This is a genomic window from Thermus brockianus (genome assembly GCF_001880325.1).
In the GTDB taxonomy this organism is placed as follows: Bacteria; Deinococcota; Deinococci; order Deinococcales; family Thermaceae; genus Thermus; species Thermus brockianus.
Genome location: NZ_CP016312.1, coordinates 1753985 through 1774969 on the forward strand (window position 1 = coordinate 1753985; position 20985 = coordinate 1774969).

General features: G+C 67.6%; 18 protein-coding genes and 1 pseudogene. 7 read left to right on the top strand and 12 right to left on the bottom strand.

The window, feature by feature from the left end; genetic code table 11:
- Positions 1 to 2: 2 nt before the first annotated feature.
- The 5 genes from holA to A0O31_RS09480 are packed head-to-tail and all read right to left on the bottom strand — an operon-like array spanning position 3 to position 4040.
- On the bottom strand, positions 3 to 911 hold the full coding sequence (gene holA, locus A0O31_RS09460) for a DNA polymerase III subunit delta (protein WP_071677634.1): 909 nt from the start codon (positions 909 to 911) through the stop codon (positions 3 to 5).
- Positions 912 to 2069 (bottom strand): acyl-CoA dehydrogenase family protein, encoded by a 1158-nt coding sequence (locus A0O31_RS09465; RefSeq protein WP_071677635.1) that lies wholly within the window; start codon positions 2067 to 2069, stop codon positions 912 to 914. It lies immediately after the preceding gene.
- A gap of 12 nt (positions 2070 to 2081) precedes the next feature.
- Positions 2082 to 2291, bottom strand: coding sequence for a heavy-metal-associated domain-containing protein (locus tag A0O31_RS09470; RefSeq protein ID WP_039459244.1), 210 nt, complete (start codon positions 2289 to 2291; stop codon positions 2082 to 2084).
- Between the two features lie 5 nt (positions 2292 to 2296).
- Positions 2297 to 2722, bottom strand: a complete 426-nt coding sequence (locus A0O31_RS09475) for a DUF1999 family protein (protein ID WP_071677636.1) — start codon at positions 2720 to 2722, stop codon at positions 2297 to 2299.
- A 7-nt stretch (positions 2723 to 2729) separates the two neighbouring features.
- Positions 2730 to 4040 (bottom strand): vWA domain-containing protein, encoded by a 1311-nt coding sequence (locus A0O31_RS09480; RefSeq protein WP_071677637.1) that lies wholly within the window; start codon positions 4038 to 4040, stop codon positions 2730 to 2732.
- Positions 4041 to 4075: 35 nt separating this feature from the next.
- On the opposite strand from A0O31_RS09480, the gene tsaD reads away from it, so the two are divergent.
- Entirely contained in the window at positions 4076 to 5047 is a 972-nt protein-coding gene (gene tsaD / locus A0O31_RS09485) for a tRNA (adenosine(37)-N6)-threonylcarbamoyltransferase complex transferase subunit TsaD (protein WP_071677638.1), read from the top strand.
- A 39-nt stretch (positions 5048 to 5086) separates the two neighbouring features.
- Positions 5087 to 8086, top strand: a complete 3000-nt coding sequence (secA, locus tag A0O31_RS09490; RefSeq protein WP_071677639.1) for a preprotein translocase subunit SecA — start codon at positions 5087 to 5089, stop codon at positions 8084 to 8086.
- Between the two features lie 33 nt (positions 8087 to 8119).
- On the opposite strand, the gene A0O31_RS09495 is transcribed toward secA, so the two are convergent.
- From A0O31_RS09495 to A0O31_RS09525, 7 genes and pseudogenes are all read right to left on the bottom strand, one after another.
- A complete protein-coding gene (locus tag A0O31_RS09495) occupies positions 8120 to 8854 on the bottom strand; it encodes a YebC/PmpR family DNA-binding transcriptional regulator (RefSeq protein WP_071677640.1) in 735 nt (244 codons plus the stop codon).
- Positions 8841 to 10376, bottom strand: coding sequence for a cation:proton antiporter family protein (locus tag A0O31_RS09500; protein WP_071677641.1), 1536 nt, complete (start codon positions 10374 to 10376; stop codon positions 8841 to 8843). The genes A0O31_RS09495 and A0O31_RS09500 overlap by 14 nt, the downstream gene beginning before the upstream one ends.
- Before the next feature lie 68 nt (positions 10377 to 10444).
- Entirely contained in the window at positions 10445 to 11077 is a 633-nt protein-coding gene (locus A0O31_RS09505; protein WP_071677642.1) for a DsbA family protein, read from the bottom strand.
- 16 nt (positions 11078 to 11093) lie between these two features.
- Positions 11094 to 12038 (bottom strand): polyamine aminopropyltransferase, encoded by a 945-nt coding sequence (gene speE / locus A0O31_RS09510; RefSeq protein WP_071677643.1) that lies wholly within the window; start codon positions 12036 to 12038, stop codon positions 11094 to 11096.
- 2 nt (positions 12039 to 12040) lie between these two features.
- On the bottom strand, positions 12041 to 12442 hold the full coding sequence (speD, locus tag A0O31_RS09515) for an S-adenosylmethionine decarboxylase (protein ID WP_203226793.1): 402 nt from the start codon (positions 12440 to 12442) through the stop codon (positions 12041 to 12043).
- 19 nt (positions 12443 to 12461) lie between these two features.
- Positions 12462 to 15075 (bottom strand): annotated as a pseudogene (locus tag A0O31_RS13610) (DNA translocase FtsK).
- An 8-nt stretch (positions 15076 to 15083) separates the two neighbouring features.
- Entirely contained in the window at positions 15084 to 15452 is a 369-nt protein-coding gene (locus A0O31_RS09525) for a zinc uptake transcriptional regulator (RefSeq protein ID WP_071677968.1), read from the bottom strand.
- Positions 15453 to 15509: 57 nt separating this feature from the next.
- Between A0O31_RS09525 and A0O31_RS09530 the strand changes: the two genes are divergently transcribed.
- The 5 genes from A0O31_RS09530 (at position 15510) to A0O31_RS09545 (ending at position 20982) form a co-directional block, all read left to right on the top strand.
- Complete coding sequence (locus A0O31_RS09530) at positions 15510 to 16520, top strand: YibE/F family protein (protein WP_071677645.1); 1011 nt, start codon at positions 15510 to 15512, stop codon at positions 16518 to 16520.
- Positions 16521 to 16535: 15 nt separating this feature from the next.
- Entirely contained in the window at positions 16536 to 17660 is a 1125-nt protein-coding gene (locus A0O31_RS09535) for a metallophosphoesterase family protein (RefSeq protein WP_071677646.1), read from the top strand.
- A complete protein-coding gene (locus tag A0O31_RS13175; RefSeq protein ID WP_237258997.1) occupies positions 17635 to 18315 on the top strand; it encodes an AAA family ATPase in 681 nt (226 codons plus the stop codon). Before A0O31_RS09535 ends, A0O31_RS13175 begins: the two co-directional genes overlap by 26 nt.
- Entirely contained in the window at positions 18240 to 20510 is a 2271-nt protein-coding gene (locus A0O31_RS13495; protein WP_261340707.1) for an AAA family ATPase, read from the top strand. Before A0O31_RS13175 ends, A0O31_RS13495 begins: the two co-directional genes overlap by 76 nt.
- A gap of 94 nt (positions 20511 to 20604) precedes the next feature.
- Positions 20605 to 20982, top strand: a complete 378-nt coding sequence (locus tag A0O31_RS09545) for a CBS domain-containing protein (protein WP_084720320.1) — start codon at positions 20605 to 20607, stop codon at positions 20980 to 20982.
- Positions 20983 to 20985: the final 3 nt, after the last annotated feature.

Below are 20985 nucleotides of genomic sequence, written 5' to 3' on the forward strand. Positions count from 1 at the left end.
CTTTACCCTCTGGCTGACCGGCCGGTCAAGGCGCCCTGGAGGAGAGCGAAAACCGCCCCCTCCAAGGCGAGCCAGGGGTCTTTTCCCTCCTTGGCCCGCCGTTCTGCCTGGATGAGGGTGTCCAGGGCCTTTTTGAGAAGCCCTTCCTCCAGGGTCCGGGCCAGTTCCAGGGCCTTCTTGGCGGCGTAGGGGTGGGCCTCGAGGCGCTGGAGGTCCTCCTCCTTGGGCCGCGGGCTCTCCTTGAGGAGGAGGTGTGCCCGGGCGAGGAGGGAAAACTGCCAGGAAAGCGCCCCCAGGACCCTCAGGGGTTCTTCCCCCTCTTCCCGTAGGGCCTTCAGGCGGCGGAAGGCCTCCTTGGCGTCGCCCTCCAGCACCGCCCGCACCAGGTCAAACCCCGTGACGGGGGGCTTGAGGGCCACCACCCGTTCCACCTTTTCCAGGGTGAGGGGTGGGGTGAGGAGGGCGAGTTTTTCCAGTTCCCTTTCCAGGGCCTCCAGGTCGGCCTCGAGGCCCGCCAGGTACTGGGCCACCCCAGCGGGAAGCCTGAACCCAAGCCGCTTCGCCCGGTTTTCCAAGTGGCGCAGGAGGTCCTTGCCCTTGGGGGTGGGGAAGTCCCGCCGCTCCCGGGCGCGGTAAAAGGCGGCCCGGGCGGGGGTGGGTTTGGGGTCCAGGAGGAGGACGGGGACGTTTTCCGGGGTCCGCTCCAGGAGGGGCTTTAGGGCCTTCCACTCCCCTTCGCCCACCTCCCGCAGGTCCAAAAGGGCCCCCGCCCCGCTGAAAAGCCCGGGGGAAAGGGCCTCCGCCAGGGCCTCCGGGGTGGGGTCGGTGAAGCGGGCAAGCCCCCAGACCCGGGCCTCCTCCAGGAGGGCCTCCTTGGCCAAAAAGGGGTCCCCGGTGAAGGCGATGACCATCTAGAAGGCGCTCAGCCCCGTGGCCTCCCGGCCCAGGACCAGGGTGTGGACGTCGTGGGTGCCCTCGTAGGTGTAGACGGTCTCCAGGTTCAGCATGTGGCGGATGGCGTGGTACTCCAGGGTGATGCCGCTTCCTCCCAGGATGTCCCGGGCGAGCCGCGCGGCCTCTAGCGCTTTCTTGACGTTCTGCCGCTTGGCCAGGGAGACCTGGGCCGGGGTGAGCTTTCCTTCGTCCTTAAGCCGGGCGAGCCGCCAGGCCAAGAGGAGCCCCTCCGTGTGCCAGGAGAGCATGTCCGCCAGCTTGGCCTGCACCAGCTGCTTCTGGGCGATGGGGGCGCCGAAGGTGCTGCGGCTTTGGGCGAAGGCCACCGCCTCCTGGTAGACCATCTCCAAGGCCCCCAGGACCCCCCAGGCGATGCCGAAGCGGGCTTGGGTGAGGCAGGAAAGGGGGGCTTTGAGCCCTTCCGCCTTGGGCAGGCGCAGGGACTCGGGCACCCGCACCCCGTCCAGGATGAGCTCGCTGGTCACCGAGGCCCTTAGGCTCATCTTGTGCTTCACCTCCCGGGCCTGGAACCCGGGGGTGTCCGTGGGGACGAGGAAGCCCAAAACCCGCCCCTCCTCGTCCTTGGCCCAGATCACGGCGATGTGGGCCAGGTTGCCGTTGGTGATCCACATCTTGGTGCCGGTGAGGACCCAGGTGTCCCCATCCCGGCGGGCCTTGGTCTTCATGTTGCCGTAGGGGTCCGAGCCCCCGTCGGGCTCGGTGAGGCCGAAGCACCCCACCAGCTCCCCCCGGGCGAGCTTGGGCAGGAACTCCCGCTTTTGCGCCTCGCTCCCGAAGGCGTAGATGGGGTACATGACCAAGGAGCTCTGCACGCTCACGAAGCTCCTCAGCCCCGAGTCCACCCGCTCCAGCTCGTAGGCGATGAGGCCGTAGGCGGCGCTGGAAACCCCCGCCCCCCCGTACTCCGGGGGCAGGGTGGGGCCTAGGAAGCCCAGCTCGGCGAAGCGGGGGATGAGGTGGGTGGGGAAGACCCCCTCTTCCCACCAGTGGCGGATGTGGGGCAGGGCTTCCTTTTCCAGGAAGCGGCGGGCGGCTTTTTGCACCTCCTTCTCCTCGGGGGTGAGGAGGTCTTCCAAGGCGTAGAAGTCCAGCATGGGGCACCTCGTTTAGAGCATACCCGCCAGGAACCCCTCTTCCCGGATGGTGCGGATCAGGTCCATGACCGTGAGGGACTGGGGGTCGTACTCCACCAGGACCTGGGCGGGGCCCGTGGCCTGGGCCTGGGCCACCCCTTCCAGGGCCTTGAGCGCCGTGAGGATCCTTTCCATCCCCTCGGGGGTGGGTTCCCCCCGGATGCCGATGAGGACGCGGTTCATGCCCTTCATTCTAAGACGCCCCGGGTTTCGCCCCTGGCCCCCCGGCTTCCCAGGACCCGCACCGCCAGGACCAAGGGGCCGATGGCGAAGCCCTGGGCCTTCAGGGCCTCCTCCAGGTCCTTCCTCCCGGGGTCCAGGTGAAGGGCCACCTCGTAGACCCCGGCGTCGTAGGCGCTTTTCACGATGGCGGCGAGGAGGCCTTCCAGGGCCTCTTGGCTCTGCCCTTCTATGCGGGTGATGAGGACGGTGGCCCTTTCCCCTTGCCACACCGCCTGGGCCAGGGCGAAGCCCAAGGGCGTTTCCCCTTCCTCGGCCAGGAAGGAGTGGCCCGTGCGGGCGAAGTGGCGCACGGCGCCCAGGCTTAGGGGGCGGTTCCCCGCCACCTGGTTTAGGGCCTCGAGGTCCAACTCGCTGAAGGGGCGAAAGCGCATGGTCTCATTATCGCCTTCGGAAGAGGAGGGCCTCCAGGAGGAGGACAAGGGCGGCGAGGAGGGCGAAAAACCTTCCCCCGCCCCCCGAGGTTTTGGGAAGGAAGCTCGCCTCCGGGGTGGGAAGAAGGGTCTCCTCAGGGGCGAGGAGGCCGGTGCGCACCTCCCGGTAGGGCTTGAGGAAGTTGTGGACCAAGAGGGGGAAGAAGGGCTTGTCCTGAAGGGCCTCGAGGGGCGGAAGGTAAAGCCCCCCCTCGGCGACGTAGAGGAGGCCCACGCCGCCCTCCCCCTCCGCCAGGGCCCGCCAGGGGCCTTGGGGCCTTGGGGGCGGGGGCAGGGCCTCCCCCAGGAGAGCCACCCCCTCCAAAAGGGGATGGGGGGTGGTGAGGAGGACGGGAATGGGGGCGCCGCCCCTTGGGGCCAGGAAAAGGGTGGGGGTTTCGGGGGCACCCTCGGGTACCCCAATCCGCACCAGGACCTCCCTCCCCGGGCTTACCCCGATGAGGGCGAAAAGCCGTGCCAGGGCGGGAAGCGTAGGGTAGTCCACCCCGGGCCGCCTCAGGCCAAAGGCCGCCCCGTCGTCCAGGGCCAGGGCGTCTTCCCCCACAAGCCGGGCGGCGAAGGTGGGGGGGAGGTCCGGGAGGCGGGCGTACCCCCGGGCGGGGACCTCCGCCCGAAGGCGCTCTCCCCCAAGCTCCACCTCGGCGGTAAGGGGCCTTTGGGCGCTATTCCCCAGGGCCAAAAACCCCCGGTCCACCGCCACCAGGCCCAGGTTTTCCTGGGGGCTTCCCACCCCCAGGTACCCCTCCGCCCCCGGGGGTGGGGGGCCGTCCGTGGCCACCACCACGGGCGCCTTGAGGAGCCTCCTCCCCAGGGCCATGGCCCCCTCCAGGTCCGCCCGGCGGTCCTCCGCCTCCAGGGCCAAGAGGGCGTCCCGCAGGGCCACCCCCGGGGCGGGGCCGAAGGCTTTGGGCGTTTCCCCCGCCCGCACCAGCACCGCCTCGGGCGCCCTTTCCAGAAGGGGAAGAAGCCTTTCCTTGGCGAGGTCCAGCCGGGTCTTGGCCCCTTCCCTGGCCCTCATGCTGGCGGAGGCGTCCACCACGAGGACCATGGGGGTGGGGCCTAAGGGGGGGTCGTCCAGGGCCAGGACCAAAAGGGCTGCGGCGAGGAGGAGGAGGAGGAGCCGAAGGTCCAACCGGGGCCGGAAGCGGCGCCTTTTCCCCCTCCGCCAAAGCCACACCCCCGCCCAGGGCTGGGGCCTTTGCCTCCTGGCCCGGTAGAGGAGGTAGACAAGGAGGAGGATGGGAAAAAGCCAGAGCACCTTCTTCCCCAGCCTAGCCTTGGTAGGGTGAAGGGGTGTGGGTTTTGGGGATTGACACCTCCTGCGACGACACCGGGGTGGGCTTGGTGCGGGACGGCCAGGTGGTGGTGAACCTGGTGGCGAGCCAGGTGCGCCTCCACGAGGCCTACGGCGGGGTGGTGCCGGAGCTGGCGAGCCGCGAGCACCTCAAGGCCATCCGCCCCCTCACGGAAAGGGCCTTGGCCGAGGCGGGGATTACCGCTAAGGATCTAGACCTGGTGGCGGCCACCCGGGGCCCCGGGCTCATCGGGGCCCTCCTGGTGGGCTACACCTTCGCCAAGGGCTTGGCGTGGGCCTTGGGGCGGCCTTTCTACGCCATTCACCACCTCGAGGGCCACATCGCCGCCGCTTGGCCCGAGGGGCTTTCCCCTCCCTTCCTGGCCTTGGTGGCCTCGGGGGGCCACACCCACCTCTACGAGGTCTTGGGGCTTGGCCGCTACCGGCTCCTGGGGGCCACCCGGGACGACGCCGCCGGGGAGGCCTTTGACAAGGTGGCCCGGCTTTTGGGCCTCGGCTTCCCCGGGGGGCCGGAGATAGAGCGCCTGGCCCAGGAGGCGGAGGAGGCGGTGCCCTTCCCCGTGCCCCTTCGGGAGCAGGAGGGGTATGACTTTAGCTTCTCCGGCCTCAAGACCAAGGCGCTCCAGCTCGTGGAAAAGGGCCTTCCCAAGCCGGCCTTGGCCAAGGGCTTCCAGGAGGCGGCCATCCTGCATCTGGCGGAGGTGGTCCTGCGGGCGGCTCGGGACACGGGGCACAAGGTCCTCCTGGTGGCGGGGGGGGTGGCGGCGAACCAGGCCCTGCAGGCCCGCTTCCGGGAGGCGGGGCTTCAGGTCTACTTCCCCCCCAAGGGGCTTTCCCAGGACAACGGAGCCATGATCGCCCTCGCCGCCTACCGCCGCTTTAGGCAAGGCTTTCCCCCAAGCTCCCTTTCCTTGGGGGCCACCGCCTACTGGCCCTTGGAGGAAGCCTAAAGGGGTTTCTCATCCCCAAGGAGTACAATCGGCCCTAGGATGCTGGGCCTCTTACGGAAGCTTTTTGACAACAACGAGCGGGAGATCGCCCGCTACTACAAGCAAGTGGTGGAGCCCACCAACCGGCTGGAGCCGGAGGTGGAGAAGATTCAGGACCTGGCCGCCGCCTACCGGGAACTGAAGGAGAAGCACCAGAAGGGGGCTTCCCTGGACGAGCTCCTCCCCATGGCCTTCGCCCTCACCCGGGAGTCCGCCAAGCGGTATCTCGGCATGCGGCACTTTGACGTGCAGCTCATCGGGGGGGCGGTGCTCCACGAGGGCAAGATCGCCGAGATGAAGACCGGGGAGGGGAAGACCCTGGTGGCCACCTTGGCCGTGGCCCTGAACGCCCTCACGGGCAAGGGCGTCCACGTGGTCACGGTGAACGACTACCTGGCCAAGCGGGACGCGGAGTGGATGGGGCCCGTTTACCGGGGCTTGGGCCTGAGCGTGGGGGTGATCCAGCACGCCTCCACCCCGGAGGAACGGCGCAAGGCCTACCTGGCGGACGTCACCTACGTGACCAACGCCGAGCTCGGCTTTGACTACCTCCGAGACAACATGGCCATCAGCCCGGACCAGCTGGTCCTGCGCCACGACACCCCCCTCCACTACGCCATCATTGACGAGGTGGACTCCATCCTCATTGACGAGGCCCGCACCCCCCTCATCATCAGCGGCCCGGCGGAGAAGGCCACCGACCTCTACTACAAGATGGCGGAGATCGCCAAGAAGCTGGAAAGGGGCCTGCCCGCGGAGCCTGGGGTGCGCAAGGAGCCCACGGGGGACTACACCATTGAGGAGAAGAACCGGTCCGTCCACCTCACCCTCCAGGGCATCGCCAAGGCGGAAAAGCTCCTGGGGGTGGAGGGGCTTTTCAGCCCCGAGAACATGGAGCTCGCCCACATGCTCATCCAGGCCATCCGGGCCAAGGAGCTCTACCACCGGGACCGGGACTACATCGTCCAGGATGGCCAGGTCATCATCGTGGACGAGTTCACGGGCCGCCTCATGCCGGGGCGCCGCTACGGCGAGGGCCTCCACCAGGCCATAGAGGCCAAGGAGGGGGTCAGGATTGAGCGGGAGAACCAGACCCTGGCCACCATCACCTACCAGAACTTCTTCCGCCTCTACGAGAAGCGCGCCGGCATGACGGGCACCGCCAAGACGGAGGAGAAGGAGTTCCAGGAGATCTACGGCATGGACGTGGTGGTGGTGCCCACCAACCGCCCCATGATCCGCAAGGACTACCCCGACGTGGTCTACCGCACGGAAAAGGGGAAGTTCTACGCCGTGGTGGAGGAGATTGCCGAGAAGTACGAGCGGGGCCAGCCCGTCTTGGTGGGCACCATCAGCATTGAGAAGTCCGAAAGGCTTTCCCAGATGCTCAAGGAGCCCAGGCTCTACCTGCCCCGCCTGGAGATGCGCCTGGAACTCTTCAAAAAGGCCAGCGCCAAGCAGCAGGGGGAGGCCTGGGACCGCCTGAGGAAGCTTCTGGAAAAGCCCGGCCAGCTCAAAGACGAGGACCTGGCCTCCTTTGAGGAGCTCATCCCGCAAAAGGGCAACCTGCGCGCCGCCTGGGAGGGCCTGAAGCGGGCGGTGCACACCTTAAACGTCCTTCGCCGGGGCATCCCCCACCAGGTGCTAAACGCCAAGCACCACGCCAAGGAGGCGGAGATCGTGGCCCAGGCGGGCCGGAGCAAGACCGTCACCATCGCCACCAACATGGCGGGCCGGGGCACGGACATCAAGCTGGGGGGGAACCCCGAGTACCTGGCCGCCGCCCTTTTGGAGAAGGAGGGCTTTGACCGCTACGAGTGGAAGGTGGAGCTCTTCATCAAGAAGATGGTGGCGGGCCAGGAGGAGGAAGCGAAGGTCCTGGCGGCGGAGCTTGGGGTGAAGGACGAGCTTTTGGAGAGGATCCGCCAGATCCGGGAGGAGTGCAAACAGGACGAGGAGCGGGTGCGGGCCTTGGGGGGGCTTTTCATCCTGGGCACGGAGCGGCACGAGTCCCGGCGGATAGACAACCAGCTCCGGGGCCGCGCCGGCCGCCAGGGGGACCCTGGGGGGAGCCGCTTTTACGTGAGCTTTGACGATGACCTCATGCGCCTCTTCGCCTCTGACCGGGTCATCGCCATGCTGGACCGCATGGGCTTTGACGACTCCGAGCCCATTGAGCATCCCATGGTCACCCGATCCATTGAGCGGGCGCAAAAGCGGGTGGAGGACCGCAACTTCGCCATCCGCAAGCAGCTTTTGCAGTTTGACGACGTGCTAAGCCGCCAGCGGGAGGTGATTTACGCCCAGCGCCGCCTCATCCTTCTGGGCGAGGACGAGGCGGTGCGGGAGGCCGCCATGGGCATGGTGGAGGAGACGGTGGCCGCTTTGGCGGAGAACTTCCTCAACCCCCAGGTCCACCCCGAGGACTGGGACCTCGAGGGCCTCAAGGCCGCCCTCCTGGACACCGTGCCCCAGCTGGCGGACTTCCCCTTTGAGGAACTGAGGAAGCTCAAGCCGGAAGAGGGCGTGGAGCGCCTGGTGGAGGGGGCCCTTAAGGCCTACGAGACCCGGGAGGCGGAGCTTTCCCCACCCCTGATGCGGGCCGTGGAGCGCTTCGTCATCCTCAACGTGGTGGACTCCGCCTGGAAGGAGCACCTGCACAACCTGGACGTGCTGCGGCAGGGCATCTTCCTCCGGGGCTATGGGCAGAAGGACCCCTTCCAGGAGTACAAGATTGAGGCCACCCGCCTCTTCAACGATATGGTGGGCTTCATCAAGGGCGAGGTGGCCAAGTTCCTCTTCCGCCTCAAGGTGGAGGCTGAGCCCGTGCGCCCGGTGCGGGAGGCCCCCTACGTGCCCGTGCCCGAGGCCCCCAAGACGCCCGAGGCCTTTGGGGTGGAGAGGAAGCGCCCCGCAACCCCCCCGCCCCAGCCGGGCCTCTCCCGGGCGGAGCGGAGACGGCTCATGCGGGAGGAGAAAAAGCGCAAGAAGGAGGAATAGGCGTCCGCCCGGGGAAACCCCCGGGCGGCCCCTTTACGCCTCCACCTGGAGGCTTGCGGGGTCTAGGTTGGTGTAGACGTTTTGCACGTCGTCCAGGTCCTCCAGGGCCTCCACCAGGCGCATGACCTTGGCGGCCTCCTCGGGGGGGAGGCTCACGGTGTTCTGGGGGTGTTGCACCACCTCCACCGCCTCCACGGGGATGCCCCGCTTCTTGAGCTCCTCGGCGATGCGGTAGGCCTCGGCGGGGTCGGTGTAGAGGGTGAGGCTATCCCCTTCCTCCTCGAGGTCCAAGGCCCCGAGCTCTATGGCCGCCTCCTGGGCGGCTTCGGAGTTTTGGCAGACGATGACGCCTTTCCGCTCAAACTGCCAGGCCACGCTCCCCGAGGTGCCCAAAGAACCCCCGTACTTGGAGAAGACGTGGCGCACCTCGCCGGCGGTGCGGTTCCGGTTGTCCGTGAGGGCGTAGACCAGAAGGGCCACCCCACCCGGGGCGTAGCCCTCGTAGACGATTTCCTCGTACTGCTCGGCGCCTTCCCCGCCCCCCTGGAGCTTCTGCAGGAGGCGCTCAATGTTCTCCATGGGCACATCGTCGGCGCGGGCGGCCTCAATGGCGTTCCGCAGTTGGACGTTGGCCTCGGGGTAGGGGCTTCCCCCGGCCCGGGCCGCCGCCTGGATGGCCCTAAGGTGCTTGGAGATGATCTTGCCGCGCTTGAGGTCGTTGGCGGCCTTCTTGCGCTTGATTTGTGCCCACTTGCTATGACCGGCCATGGCTCACCTCACCCATTATAGCGAGCCTTTCCAGTACCTTTTCCGCCAGGCGTTCCCCCGCCTCCCGGAAGGGGTGGAAGAGGAGGCTTGCCCCGGCGGCCTCCAGGGCGGGGTCCTCCTCCAGGTGGAAGCTGGTGGCGGCCACCACCCCCCTGAAGCCCCTTTCCTTGAGCCAGCGGGCGGCGAGGAGTTTGGCCTCGAGGTCCGGCAAGGCCAGGACCACCGCCTTGAGCCCCGAGAGGTCCAGCCTTTCCCAAAGCTCGGGGTCTTCCGCATCCCCGTAGAGGACCCGCCGGCCCTTGGCCCGGTGCCGTTCCACCTTTTCGGGGTCGGCGTCCAGGCCGAAGGGCCGTTCCCCCCCCGCCTCCAGGACCCGGTAGACCGCTCCCCCCGTGCGCCCCATGCCCACGATGAGGACCGTGGCCCCGTCCAGGCGCTCGGGCTCCTCGTCGGGGTGGCGGCCCTTGCGCTCTAGGCGAAGGAGAAGGGGCTCGAGGCGCTTGTACAGGGTGTGGCTGTAGCGGCCAAGGGGGGCGGAGAGGGCCATGGAGAGGGCCACCAAGAGGGCCAGGTTGCCCAGGGACACGGGGAGAAGCCCGGCCTCCTCCAGGGCCACCCCCACGATGAGGGCGAACTCCGAGTAGTTGCCGAGGTAGGTCCCCGCCACAAAGGCGGTGCGGGCCCGAAGGCCCAGGAGGAGGAAGAGGAGGAAGAAGAGGGGGGCCTTGAGGAGGGAGAGGAGAAGGAGGCCGAGCAAAAGCCCCGCCTCCACCCCCTGAACGCCCTCCCTGAGGCCAATGTCCAGGAAAAAGGCCACCAGGAAAGCCTCCTTGAGGCTCCACAAGGACTTGGCCATCTCCGTGCCCTTGGCGTGGCCCGAGAGGAGGGTGCCCATGAGGAGCGCCCCCAGCTCCGGGGATAACCCCACCTGGCGGAAGGCTTCCCCTCCCAGAAGGGCGAGCCCCAGGCCGAAGAGGACCAAAAGTTCCTCGTGCCCGCTTCTTTCCAAAAGCCAGCCCACCTGGGAGCGGAAAAGGGGAAAGAGAAGCAAAAGCACCGCCCAAGGGCTCACCGAGCCTCCTCCATAAAGGGTGAGGAGGCCCACCGCCACCAGGTCCTGGAAGACCAGGATGCCCAGGGAGAGGCGGCCGTGGTAGGTGGTGAGTTCCCGCTTGTCCTCCAGGAGCTTGGCCACCAGCACCGTGCTGGAGAAGCCCAGGGCCACGGCCAAGGGGAGGAGGCCCACGAAGGGTAGGGCGAGCAGGGAGAAGAGGAGGAGGTGAAGCCCTCCTGCCCCCAGGACCCGGGGCTCCAGGAGGTCCTTAAGCCGAAGCTTGAGCCCCACGCTGAAGAGGAGGAGGAGGACCCCGATCTCGGCGGCGTGGTGCAAAAACTCCGTTTCCCTCAGGCCCAGGGCGTTGAGGCCAAAGCCCGCCCCCAGGTACCCCACCAAGGGGGGGAGGCCTAGCCGGCTGGCGAGAAGGCCTAGGGCAAAGGCGGCGGCGACCCAGAGGGCCTCCATGCCCCAAGGGTAGCAAAGGAAGGGGAAAGGGGCGGGGGTGTGCTTCCCCCGCCCTTACACCGCTTGGCCTATTTCTGGGAGAGGGCCTGGTCCAGAAGGGCCTTCCATTCCTCGTAGGGGAGGAAGCCCGTACGCTTCTCCCCGGCGATGAAGAAGGTGGGGGTCCCGGTGAGGCCGAGGTCGTTTGCTAGCTTCTGGTCCGCCAAAACCCCTTCCCGGTGCCGCCCGGAGGCCAGGCAGGCCTGGAAGGCCTGGGTGTCCAGGCCCAGCTGCCCCGCCAGGTCCACCAGATAGCGATCCAGGACGTCGCCCGTGAGGTTGCCCCAGCTGCTGGCAGCCCGGAAGAGGACCTCGTGGTACTCGTAGTAGCGCCCCTCTTCGTGGGCGCAGGCGGCGGCCTCGCTCGCCCGGATCACGTGGGCCTGGCCGGGGAAGGGGAAGTCGCGGAAGAGGTAGCGCACCTTGCCGGTGTCAATGTACTCGGCTTTAAGCCGGGGAAGGACGTTGAGGGCGTGGTTCTGGCAGTGGGGGCAGAGGTAGTTGGAGAAGTCCACCACCACCACGGGGGCGTCCTCCCGCCCCAAGGCGAAACGGGCCCCTTGGGCGGGGTCAAGCCCCGCCTTGCCCTTGGGCCCCCACAGGATCCAGCCCAGGCCCCCAAGGGCCAAAACCACCACCACGAGAACGAGCGCGCGCGGCATGGGTTTACTCTACCACCTACTGGATATAGGGCGCTTGGCGCGCGTCCCCTTCTGGGGTGACGTAGAAGGGATTGGCGTCGGTGGAGACCATCTCCTCCTTGTCCAGCGCCTCCTGCAGGTCCTTGGGCAGGACGAACATGGCCTCGAGGTAATGGGCGTTCAGGTGGCGCAAGGGGAGGTTCCGCTCCCGGATGCGGGCCTCTATGACCCCTTCGGAGAAGGCGGCGGGGTCAAAGGCATCGGAGGCCAGGAGGAAGCCGAAGTTGAGGAAGAAGCCCGGGATGTGGTTCTTGTAGCTCCGCACATAGCGGAAGGCCTCCCTTACCGTGCGGTGGACCACGGGGTGGACCCGGTGGTGGGTGAGCATGATCATGCCCGCCTGCATCCCCATCACCCCGCCTGGGTTGAGGTGAGCCTTGACCAGGCGGTAGAACTCCACGGTGTAAAGGAGGCGGGCCGGGTTGTCCTCCCCCACGGGGTCGGTGAGGTCAACGATCACCACGTCGTAAGTGTCCTGGGTACGTTCCAGATAGGCCCGGGCATCGTCAATGACGAGCACCGACCGGGGGTCGTCAAATGCCCCCTGGTGCCACTCGGGCAAGTGCTGCTTGGCCATCTCCACCAGCTCCCCGTCAATGTCCACCATCACCGCCTTTTCCACCGTGGGGTGGCGGAGGACCTCCCTTAGGGTCGCCCCCTCCCCACCCCCCACGATGAGCACGGTCTTGGGCTCGGGGTGGGAGAGCATGGCGGGGTGGACCAGGGTTTCGTGGTAGATGTACTCGTCCTTTTCCGTGCTCTGCACGTCCTTATCCAGGACCAGCACCTTGCCAAAGCCCTTGCTTTCAAAGAGGAAGTAGTCCTGGTACCGGGTGCGGCCCGAGGCGATGACCCGCTCCATGCGCCGCACCATGGTCTCAAAGGGGGTGATGTGTTCAAAGAAGTACATGCCGTAGTCCATACCTAACCTCCTTGGTGGTCCGTGAAGCCCCGGCGCCGGATGGCGTGCTCCGTGCCCCGCCAGTAGCGGAAGGCGGACTCCTCCTTGGCCCCGAAGGCCCGGGAAAGCCCCTTCAGAACCTCCTCAGGGTCCACCCCGTCCCGGTAGAAGTAGAGGTCCAAGGTGGCGGAGGCGTTGTCCTCGGGCCAGGTGTGGATCATCACCGCCGCCACCGGGCTCACCACGGCGGCGGAAAGCCCCTGGGGGTGGAACTTGTAGACCACGGACTGGGCCGAGCCCTTGGGGGCCCCCAGGCGCATCACCGCATCCAGAAGGGCCGCCTCCACCATCTTGGGGTTTTCCAGCACGTCCAGATCGCAACCGTAAATCTCCGCTACCCAGCGCCCACCCGGCACCATTTCCACAAGGGGCCATGATAGCACACTAGCCGAAGAAGTCCTTGAGTTGCTCCTTGGTGATGAGGACCTCCCGGGGTTTGGAGCCCTTGGGGGGCCCACGATGCCCATGGCCTCCAGGGCGTCCATGAGCTTCCCCGCCCGGGCGTGGCCGATGGAAAGCCGGCGTTGCAACCGGCTCACCGAGCCGTAGCCCTCCTCCACCACGATCTCCGCCGCCTTCTTCAAAAGGGGGTCGGAGAAGTCCACCTCTCCCGGCCCGGTGCCCTCCGGGGCTTTAGGGGGCTCAAAGTCCGCCCCGTAGGCCTCGGCGAAGCGGTCCTCAAAGCTTTGCCCCCGGAGGTACCCGGCCAGGCGGGCCACCTCTTCCTCGGAGAGGTAGGGCACCTGGAGGCGCACGGGCTTGGTGAGGCCGGGCTGGTGGAAGAGGGCATCCCCCTGGCCGATGAGCTTCTCCGCCCCTTGCGTGTCCAGGATGGTGCGGGAGTCAAAGCCGCTGGCCACGGCGAAGGCCAGGCGGGCGGGGATGTTCACCTTGATGAGGGAGGTGAGGATGTCCACGCTGGGGCGTTGGGTGGCGAGGATGAGGTGCATCCCCGTGGCCCGGGCCATCTGGGCGAGGCGCAGGATGGCCGCCTCCACCTCCTTGGGGGCGGTCATCATGAGGTCGGCCAGCTCGTCCACCACGATGACCAGGTAGGGCAGGGTTTCGCCCCCCTCCTTCTCCATCTTGGCGTTGTACTGCTCCAGGTTCCTGGCCCCCACCTGGCTCATGAGGCGGTAGCGCCTTTCCATGTGGGCCACCGCCCCCTGCAAGACCCCGGCGGCCTCCTCCGGGCTCGTCACCACGGGGCGTACCAGGTGGGGGATGCCCTCGTAGGGGGTGAGCTCCACCATCTTGGGGTCAATGAGAAGGAGGCGCAGGTGGGTGGGGAGGTGTTTGAAGAGGAGGCTTGCGATGAGGACGTTGATGGCCACGCTCTTGCCGCTTCCCGTGGAGCCGGCGATGAGGAGGTGGGGCATTTTGGCGAGGTCCCTTACCCAGATCTCCCCCTCAATGCTCTTGCCCAGGACCAGGGGCAGGAGGGCTTTGGCGTTTTGGAAGCTAGGGGAAAGCACCGCTTCCGAGAAGCGCACCAGTTCCCGCTTGGGGTTGGGTACCTCCAGGCCCACGGTGTGCTTCCCGGGGATGGGGGCCTCAATCCGCACTGCCCCCACCGCCAAGGCCCGGGCCAGGTCGTTTTGCAGGCTTTGGATGCGGCTAATCTTCTCCCCGGGTGCGGGGAGGAGTTCGTAGCGGGTGACCGAGGGCCCCCGGGCGTGGCCCACCACCTCGGCCTGCACGCCAAACTGCTTGAGGGTTTCGGCGATGGCCCCCTTGAGCTTTTCCGCCTCCTCCTCCAGGGCGCGGAGATGGCCCTTGGGCTCAGGGGGGTCAAGGAGCTCGGGGGTGGGCAGGGCCAAGGCGGTGCTGGGCACCACCGCCACCCGGGCCTCGCCTTGGGGACGGGGGGGGTCCTTGGGGGCGGGGTGGGCTCGGGGAAGACCAGGTCCAGGTCAAAGGGCTCGGGTTCGGGCTCCCCTTTGGGCGGCTCCTTCGTCTCCGAAGGCGGGGGTGGGGGGTTGCCGGTGAGGAGGGCCTTGAGCGCCTCCTTCGCCCCCTCGGGCCCAAGCGCCAGGAAGGGGAGCCAGCGGGATAGCTCCTCCTGGCGGGCCTCCAGGTCCTCGAGGAGACCAGAAGCCTCCTCCCAGCGCCCCCGCCGTTCCTCCCTTAGTTTCCGGCCCAGGAGGAGGCCCCTGAGGGAAGGGGTTAGGCGGGGGAGGGTTTGCAGGGCCTTAAGCCGGGCCTTGAGGGCCTGGACCTCCAGGTGTAAGGCGGCGCGCCGCTCCTCCAGGGCCTCCCGCAAGGGCCCTTCCCCCGGGATGGGGTTCTTGAGGGCGGCTTCCAGGGCGAGGAGCCTGGGCTCGAGGGGCCTTTGGTCCGCTTCCATCTGGCGCCTAAGCTCCCCTACCCGCTCCTCCAGAAACCGGCTTAGGGCCTTTTCCACCTCGGGGAGTTCCTCGGGGGTGAGGCTTTTGGCCAGGGCGGGGAGGGCGGTGTGCTCGGGGTAGAGCCGGGCTAAGGCCCCGATCCTCTGCCGCAAGAGCAGGGCCTTTAGCGCATGCCGCACCCGCCGCACCCCTTCCACCCCTTTCCGGACGCCCGAGAGGAGGAGGGAGAAGGGGGGGCGGGAAAGCCAAAGGTCCAGGACCAGGCTGCCCAGGAGGAGGGGGGCCAGGAGGCCCAGGGCCCCCGCCCGTTCCTCCAGGAGGCGCCTAAACCCCCGCCCCACCTCCCCCGCCAAGGGCCCCGCCAGGGGAAGGAGGCTAAAGGCGAGGAGGTAGGCGAAAAGGAGGTGGCGGAGGAGGCGCCTTAGGGGTTTCTGCCGGTAAAGGGCCACCGCCAGGAGGGCAAGGCTTAGGGGAAGGAGGTAGCCGGGTAGGCCCACCGCCCGGTAGAAGGCGCCCAAGGCCTCCCCCAGCGCCCCCGTGTCCAGGGGGAGGAAGGGGGAGGAGAGGAAGAAGGCCAGGGCGCCGAGAAGGGCGGTGTAGCCTTCTCGCTCGTACCCACGGCTAGCCTTGGCGGGCTTCCGCTTGGCCATCGGGACGATTATAAGGCGCACTCAGGGCAACGGCCATAGACCGTGACCTCGTGGTCTTCGGCTTGGAAGCCCGGAGGGAGGTGGGTTAGGGCGAGCTCGCACCCCAAAAGCTCAAACACCCGGCCGCACCGGCGGCAGAAGAAGTGGTGGTGGTGCTCCAGGCCTGCGGGCTCGTACCGGGGGGGCTCGCCCGGCAGGGCCACGGGGGTGAGGAAGCCTTCCTCCACCAAGGCCTTCAGGTTGCGGTAGACGGTGGCGAGGCCCAAGGAGGGCACCTTCTTCCGGGCCAGGGCCAGCACCTCCTGGGGGGAGAGGGGCCTTTTCGCTTCCAGGAAGGCCTCCCGGATGGCCCGCCGTTGCTTGGTGGCCCGCTCCATGCCCCTTAGCATACAATCTGAGAAGCTTCTTTCATCTTCCCGGGCTAGAGTGGGGGCATGTGGCGAGCGCTCGTCCTCTTTCTGCTTCTCCCCGTCTGGGCCCAGGGGGATGGAGGCTACCTTCTGGGGCAGATCCTGGCCCTAGACATGGCACGGGGCGTGGCCCAGGTGCGGGTGGCGGAAGGGGTCCAGGAGGCCCTCCTTCCCGCCGATGGGGGCGGCTTCCGGGTGGGGGAGCGGGTGGTCCTCTACCAAGAGGGGGGAAGGCTTTACGTTACCGAGCCCGACCGGTTTCCCCACCTCTTCCTTCTCCTCGGCCTCTTCGCCCTTTTCGCCCTCCTCCTCGGGCGGGGCAAGGGGTTTAGGGGGCTTTTGGGCACCTTCTTGAGCCTTCTTGTGGTGGTCTACTTCGTGGTGCCCCGGGTGGCCTCGGGGGGGAACCCCCTCCTTTACGCTTTCTTGGGAAGCGTGGGGGTGCTTTTTCTCACCGTTTACCTGGTGCACGGGGTGAACCGCAAGACCACGGCGGCCCTCCTGGGTACCCTCCTCTCCGTAGCCTTTGTCCTCCTCCTGGCCCTCTTCTTCACCCGGGCCATGGGCTTCACGGGCCTCGCCTCCGAGGAGGCGCTCCTCCTCCGGCAGTGGGGCGGGGTGGACCTGGTGTCTCTATACCTGGCGGGGGTGGTGGTGGGGGCCTTGGGGGCCCTCACGGACGTCACCGTCACCCAGGCGGCGGTGGTCCAGGCCCTAAGCCATGCCAATCCCCGCCTGGGGCTTTGGGAGCTTTACCGCCGGGGGATGGAGGTGGGGTACGACCACATCGGGAGCCTGGTGAACACCCTGGTTCTGGCCTATGCCGCCGGCTCCTTGCCCCTTTTCCTCCTCCTCACCAAGGACCCCACCCCGTTGCGCTTTCTCCTCAACACGGAACCTTTCGCCGCGGAGCTGGCCCATATGGTCTTGGGTTCTTTGGGGCTTCTCCTCGCCGTGCCCCTCACCACCTGGGTGGCGGCCTTGGCCTTCCGAGGGGGGCGGGGCGGGCCGCCGGACCACGCCCACCCCCACTAGGGCATAATGGGACCCGTGCGCCTCCTGCACACCGCTGACTGGCACCTGGGGAAGGTTTTGCGCGGCGTGGACCGCACGCCCGAGATCGCCCAGGCTTTGGAAGCCCTTTTGGAACTCGTAAGGAAGGAGCGGGTGGACCTGGTGGTGGTGGCGGGGGACCTCTTTGACCGGCCCCAGGTTTCCGCGGAGGCCGAGGCTTTAGCGGTGGAGTTCTTCCTCAGGCTCCGCGAGCTTGGGGTTCCGGCCCTGGTCATCGCCGGGAACCACGACCCCAAGGAGCGCCTCGAGGCCCTCTCCCCCCTCCTGGCCCTGGCCGGGGCTATGGTGCGGGGCCGGCCCCTTTTTCGCGAGGAGGGGGGCGTGGTGGAGGTGAAGGGCCTAAGGGCGGCCCTCCTCCCCTTTGTCTCCGAGCGGGTACTCATGAAGCGGCTTTGGCAGGAGGCGGAGGAGCGCCACCGCACCTACGCCGAGAACATGCGCCGCATCTTGGCCAACCTGGCAAGCCCCCTTATGCTGGGCCACTTCGCCGTGGAGGGGTCCAAACCGGGAGCGGGGGAGTTCGCCTTTCACCTTTCGGAGAGCTACGCCGTGCCCGCTTCCGCCCTCCCCACCGCCGCCCGGTACCTGGCCTTAGGCCACCTCCACCGCCAACAGCAAGTTTCCGAGGCTCCCTTGGCCTGGTACCCGGGAAGCCTCATCCAGCTGGATTTCGGCGAGGGGGAAGAGGCGGAGCGGGGGGCGCTTTTGGTGGAGCTTCCCCCTTCGGGCCCGGCCCGGGTCTATCCCATCCGGGAGCGCTGGGGCAAGCCCTTAAGGACCTACCGCCTGGCCCCAGAGGCCTTGGACGGGCGGCTAGAGGAGATTAGGAACTTCCCCGGCTACGTGCGGCTTGTTTTGGAAGGGCGGGTTTCCCCGGCGGTGAAGGAGCGGCTTTTCCAGGCCCTGCCCAACCTCCTCGCCGTGGAGAGCGCTTTGGCCTTGCCCGAGGAACTCCAAGGGCAAGGAAGGGCGGAGCTTGGCCTGCTGGAGGCGTACGCCCGCTACCTAGAGGAACGGGGGCGCAAGGAGGAAGCCCTTGTGCAAGGCTTGAAGCAGGTCCTTATGGAGGTGGAGCTTGAGGCCCTTGCGCCTGGAACTTGAGGGGTTCGGCCCTTATCGGGAACGCCAGGAGGTGGACTTCTCCGACGTGGAGCTTTTCGCCATCACCGGGCCCACGGGGAGCGGCAAGAGCACCCTTCTGGACGCCATCGCCTTCGCCCTCTATGGCCGCGTGCCCCGGGTGGGCCGGGAGGTGGCCAGCCTGGTGCACCCCGCTTTGGGAGAGGCCCGGGTGCGCCTCACCTTCCAGGTGGGGGAAAGGGTTTACCGGGTGGAACGGGTGCGGGGGAAGAAGGGCGAAGGGCGGCTTTTTGAGCTTGGAGCCTGGGGCGAGCGCCTGGTGCCCTTGGAAACCCTGGACCGGCTAAACCAGGGGATTGCGGACCTCCTCGGCCTCTCCTACGAGGCCTTCACCCGGGCCCTCCTCCTGCCCCAGGGGGAGTTTGACCGCTTTTTGAAGGGGGAAGCCAAGGAAAGGCGGCAGATCCTCCTGGACCTCTTTGAGCTGACCCGCTTAAAGAAGGCCCGGGACAAGGCGGCGGAGAGGCGCAACGCCCTCCTGGAGGAGAAGGGGCGCCTGGAGGGGGAGCTTAACGCCTTGGGGGGGCTACCCTGGAGGCCTTGGAGGCCCTGGAGAGTGAGCTGGAAAAGGCCCAAAGGGAGGCGGAGGCCCTGGGGAAGCAAAAGCCCCGGCTAGAACGGGAGGCCGAGGAGGCGAAAGCCCTCCTCCAAGCCCTGGAGGAGCGCCAGGCCCTGGAGGCGAGGCGGGCCCGCCTCGAGGCCGAGGCCCCCACCATGGAGGCCTTACGGGAACGCCTGGCCCGGGCGGAGGAGGCGGCGCGGGCCCTTCCCCTTTGGCGGGCCTATCGGGAAAAGGAGGCGGCCCTTAGGGACACGGAGGGGAAAATCCAGGAGTTGGAAGGGAAACTCGCCGGCTTGGAGGAGCGGCGAAAGGCCCTGGCCTTTGACCCCGAGGCCCTAAGGGGGGCCCGGGAGGCCCTCCTGGAGGCCCAGGGGTTGAGGGCCCTGGAGGCTCTTTGGCGGCGGGTGGGCGTGAGGGAGCACCCCAAGCCGCGCCTAGACCCCAAGGCCCTCGAGGCCCTTTTGGAAAAGGAACCCCTTCTGGAAGGGGAGGTGCGCGCCCTAGAGGCCTGGGCCGAGGCCAGGCGGGCGCTTCGGGAGGAGGAAGCGGCCTTGGCGGGGCTTGAGGACGAGCTCGGGCGGGTTGAGGCCCTGGGCAAGGCCAAACGGGAGGAGGTTTCCGCCCTGGAGGAGGCCTTGAAGGCGGCGGAGGCCCACGCCCTAAGGGAGGAGCTTGTGGCCCTCCAAGGGGAGTTAGACCGCCTCCTTAAGGAGAAGGCCCGTTTGGAAGGGGAGCTTGCCGAGCTCAAGGAGGCGGAGAGGCGGCAGGGGTTATTGGCCTACCACGACCTTCTGGAGCCGGGGGAGCCCTGCCCCCTTTGTGGCGGCGTGGTCCACGCCCTGCCCCCAAGGCCTGAGGGCCTGGACCTGGCGGGAAGGCGAAAAGCCTTGGAGGAGGCCTTAAGCGAGGTCTTGCGTGAGCTAGGGAGGCTAGAGCAGGCGGTTTCCGAGAAGGAGAAAGCCCTGGAGGCTTTGGGGGTGGAGCCTAAGCCCGGGGACCTGGAGGGCCTTAAGGAGGCTCACGCCCAGGCGAAAGAGGCGTTGGAGGGCCTGCGGGGCCGCTACCAGGAACTTAGAGGAGAGCTAAGGTCCAAGGAGGTGGCGGTGAGAGAGCTAAGGCAAGAGGAAGCCCGCCTCCGCCAAGGCCGGGAAGGGGAGGCGGAGGCCCTCCTGGCCGAGGCCCAGGCCGCCCTGGCCGCCCTTAAGGAGGAGAAGGCCGCCTTGGGGGCGGGGCTATACCGTTACCTCCAGGAGGCCACCCGTGGCCTGGGGGTGGAGGCCTTCTTGCGGGCCCTCGCCGCGGAGGTGAAGGCCCTGGAGGAGAAAGAGGGGAAGGACCGGGAGCTTTCCCAAAAGGTGGAGGAGACCCTCCGAACCCTTTCCGCCTTGCGGGCCAGGAAGGAGGAGCAAGGGAGAGCCCTCGCCGAGGCGGAGGCTTCCCTCCAGGGCCTCATGCCCGAGGAGGAGGCGAGGCAGTTCTACCTTTCCCCCGAGGAGGAGGCGGCGCTGCAAACACGCCTTCAGGACCACGAAAAGGAGCTCGCCGAGGTGGAAGCCCGTTGGAACGCCCTCCCTCCCTTGCCCGAGGTTTCCTTGGAGGAGGCCAGGGCCCGCCTTGGGAAAGCCCAGGAAGCGCTAAGCCGCGCCCAAGAAAGGCTTCGGGAACTGGGGGAAAGGATGGCCGTCCTGCGGGACCGGGCTGAGGCCCTGCGGGAAAGTTTGCAAAGGCGCCGGGAGCTGGAGGGCCGGCTGGCGCAGGTGGTGCGGGAGGTGGACCTCTGGGACAAGCTCGCCCGGGACCTCCAGGAGAACCACTTCCCCGACTACCTCCTAGGCCTTAAGCAACAGAGCCTGGTGGAGCGGGCCGATGCCCTCCTCGCCACCCTCTCCGGCGGGCGGTACCGGCTTCTCGGCAAGGGCGGGGAGTACGAGGTGTACGACCTCTGGACCGAGGCCCGCCGCCCGGTGAAGACCCTTTCCGGGGGGGAGAGTTTCCTCGCGAGCCTCTCCTTGGCCCTGGCCCTTTCCGAGGAGCTTTCCCGGGGCCGCTTGGGGGCGCTCTTTTTGGACGAGGGCTTCGGCACCTTGGACCCGGAGACCCTCGAGGTGGTGGCGGGGGTATTGGAAAGCCTCCCCACCCGGGGCAGGCTCGTGGGGATCGTGACCCACGTGGAGGCCCTGGCGGAGAGGCTTCCCGCTAGGCTTCGCGTGCGCAAACACCCTTCGGGCAGCCGGGTGGAGTGGGTTTAGGGGACGGATGTCCCTGGTGTGAGGCATACCCCTTTGGGTATCTTGAGGGCGCCCGGATAGCCCCGTACCCGTCCTTCGGGCAAGGAGGTGCGCCGTGAAGAAGGCCAAGGACATCATGTCCACCGAGGTGGTGATGATCCAGGGTTCGGCCACGGTGAAGGAGGCCATCAACCTGATGAAGGAAACAGGCCTCCGCGCCCTTATCGTGGACCGCCGGAACGAGGAGGACGCCTACGGCATCGTCACCGAGACGGACATCGTCTACAAGGTCATCGCCTACGGCAAAGACCCCTCCACGGTGCAGGTGCACGAGATCATGACCAAACCGGTTATTACGGTGAACCCCGACCTTGGGGTGGAGTACGTGGCCCGGCTCTTCGCCAACACGGGCATCCGTCGTGCCCCGGTGATCCAGGGCGAGGTTATCGGGATCGTTTCCGTGAGCGACATCCTGCGCAAGGCGGTCTTTTAAAGG

What these genes read in the sequence shown, in the direction of transcription:
- holA (WP_071677634.1), bottom strand. Translation starts at nt 911, where the DNA reads ATGGTCATCGCCTTCACCGGGGACCCCTTTTTGGCCAAGGAGGCCCTC.
- A0O31_RS09465 (WP_071677635.1), bottom strand. Translation starts at nt 2,069, where the DNA reads ATGCTGGACTTCTACGCCTTGGAAGACCTCCTCACCCCCGAGGAGAAG.
- A0O31_RS09470 (WP_039459244.1), bottom strand. Translation starts at nt 2,291, where the DNA reads ATGAACCGCGTCCTCATCGGCATCCGGGGGGAACCCACCCCCGAGGGG.
- A0O31_RS09475 (WP_071677636.1), bottom strand. Translation starts at nt 2,722, where the DNA reads ATGCGCTTTCGCCCCTTCAGCGAGTTGGACCTCGAGGCCCTAAACCAG.
- secA (WP_071677639.1), top strand. Translation starts at nt 5,087, where the DNA reads ATGCTGGGCCTCTTACGGAAGCTTTTTGACAACAACGAGCGGGAGATC.
- A0O31_RS09495 (WP_071677640.1), bottom strand. Translation starts at nt 8,854, where the DNA reads ATGGCCGGTCATAGCAAGTGGGCACAAATCAAGCGCAAGAAGGCCGCC.
- A0O31_RS09500 (WP_071677641.1), bottom strand. Translation starts at nt 10,376, where the DNA reads ATGGAGGCCCTCTGGGTCGCCGCCGCCTTTGCCCTAGGCCTTCTCGCC.
- A0O31_RS09505 (WP_071677642.1), bottom strand. Translation starts at nt 11,077, where the DNA reads ATGCCGCGCGCGCTCGTTCTCGTGGTGGTGGTTTTGGCCCTTGGGGGC.
- speE (WP_071677643.1), bottom strand. Translation starts at nt 12,038, where the DNA reads ATGGACTACGGCATGTACTTCTTTGAACACATCACCCCCTTTGAGACC.
- A0O31_RS09525 (WP_071677968.1), bottom strand. Translation starts at nt 15,452, where the DNA reads ATGGAGCGGGCCACCAAGCAACGGCGGGCCATCCGGGAGGCCTTCCTG.
- A0O31_RS09530 (WP_071677645.1), top strand. Translation starts at nt 15,510, where the DNA reads ATGTGGCGAGCGCTCGTCCTCTTTCTGCTTCTCCCCGTCTGGGCCCAG.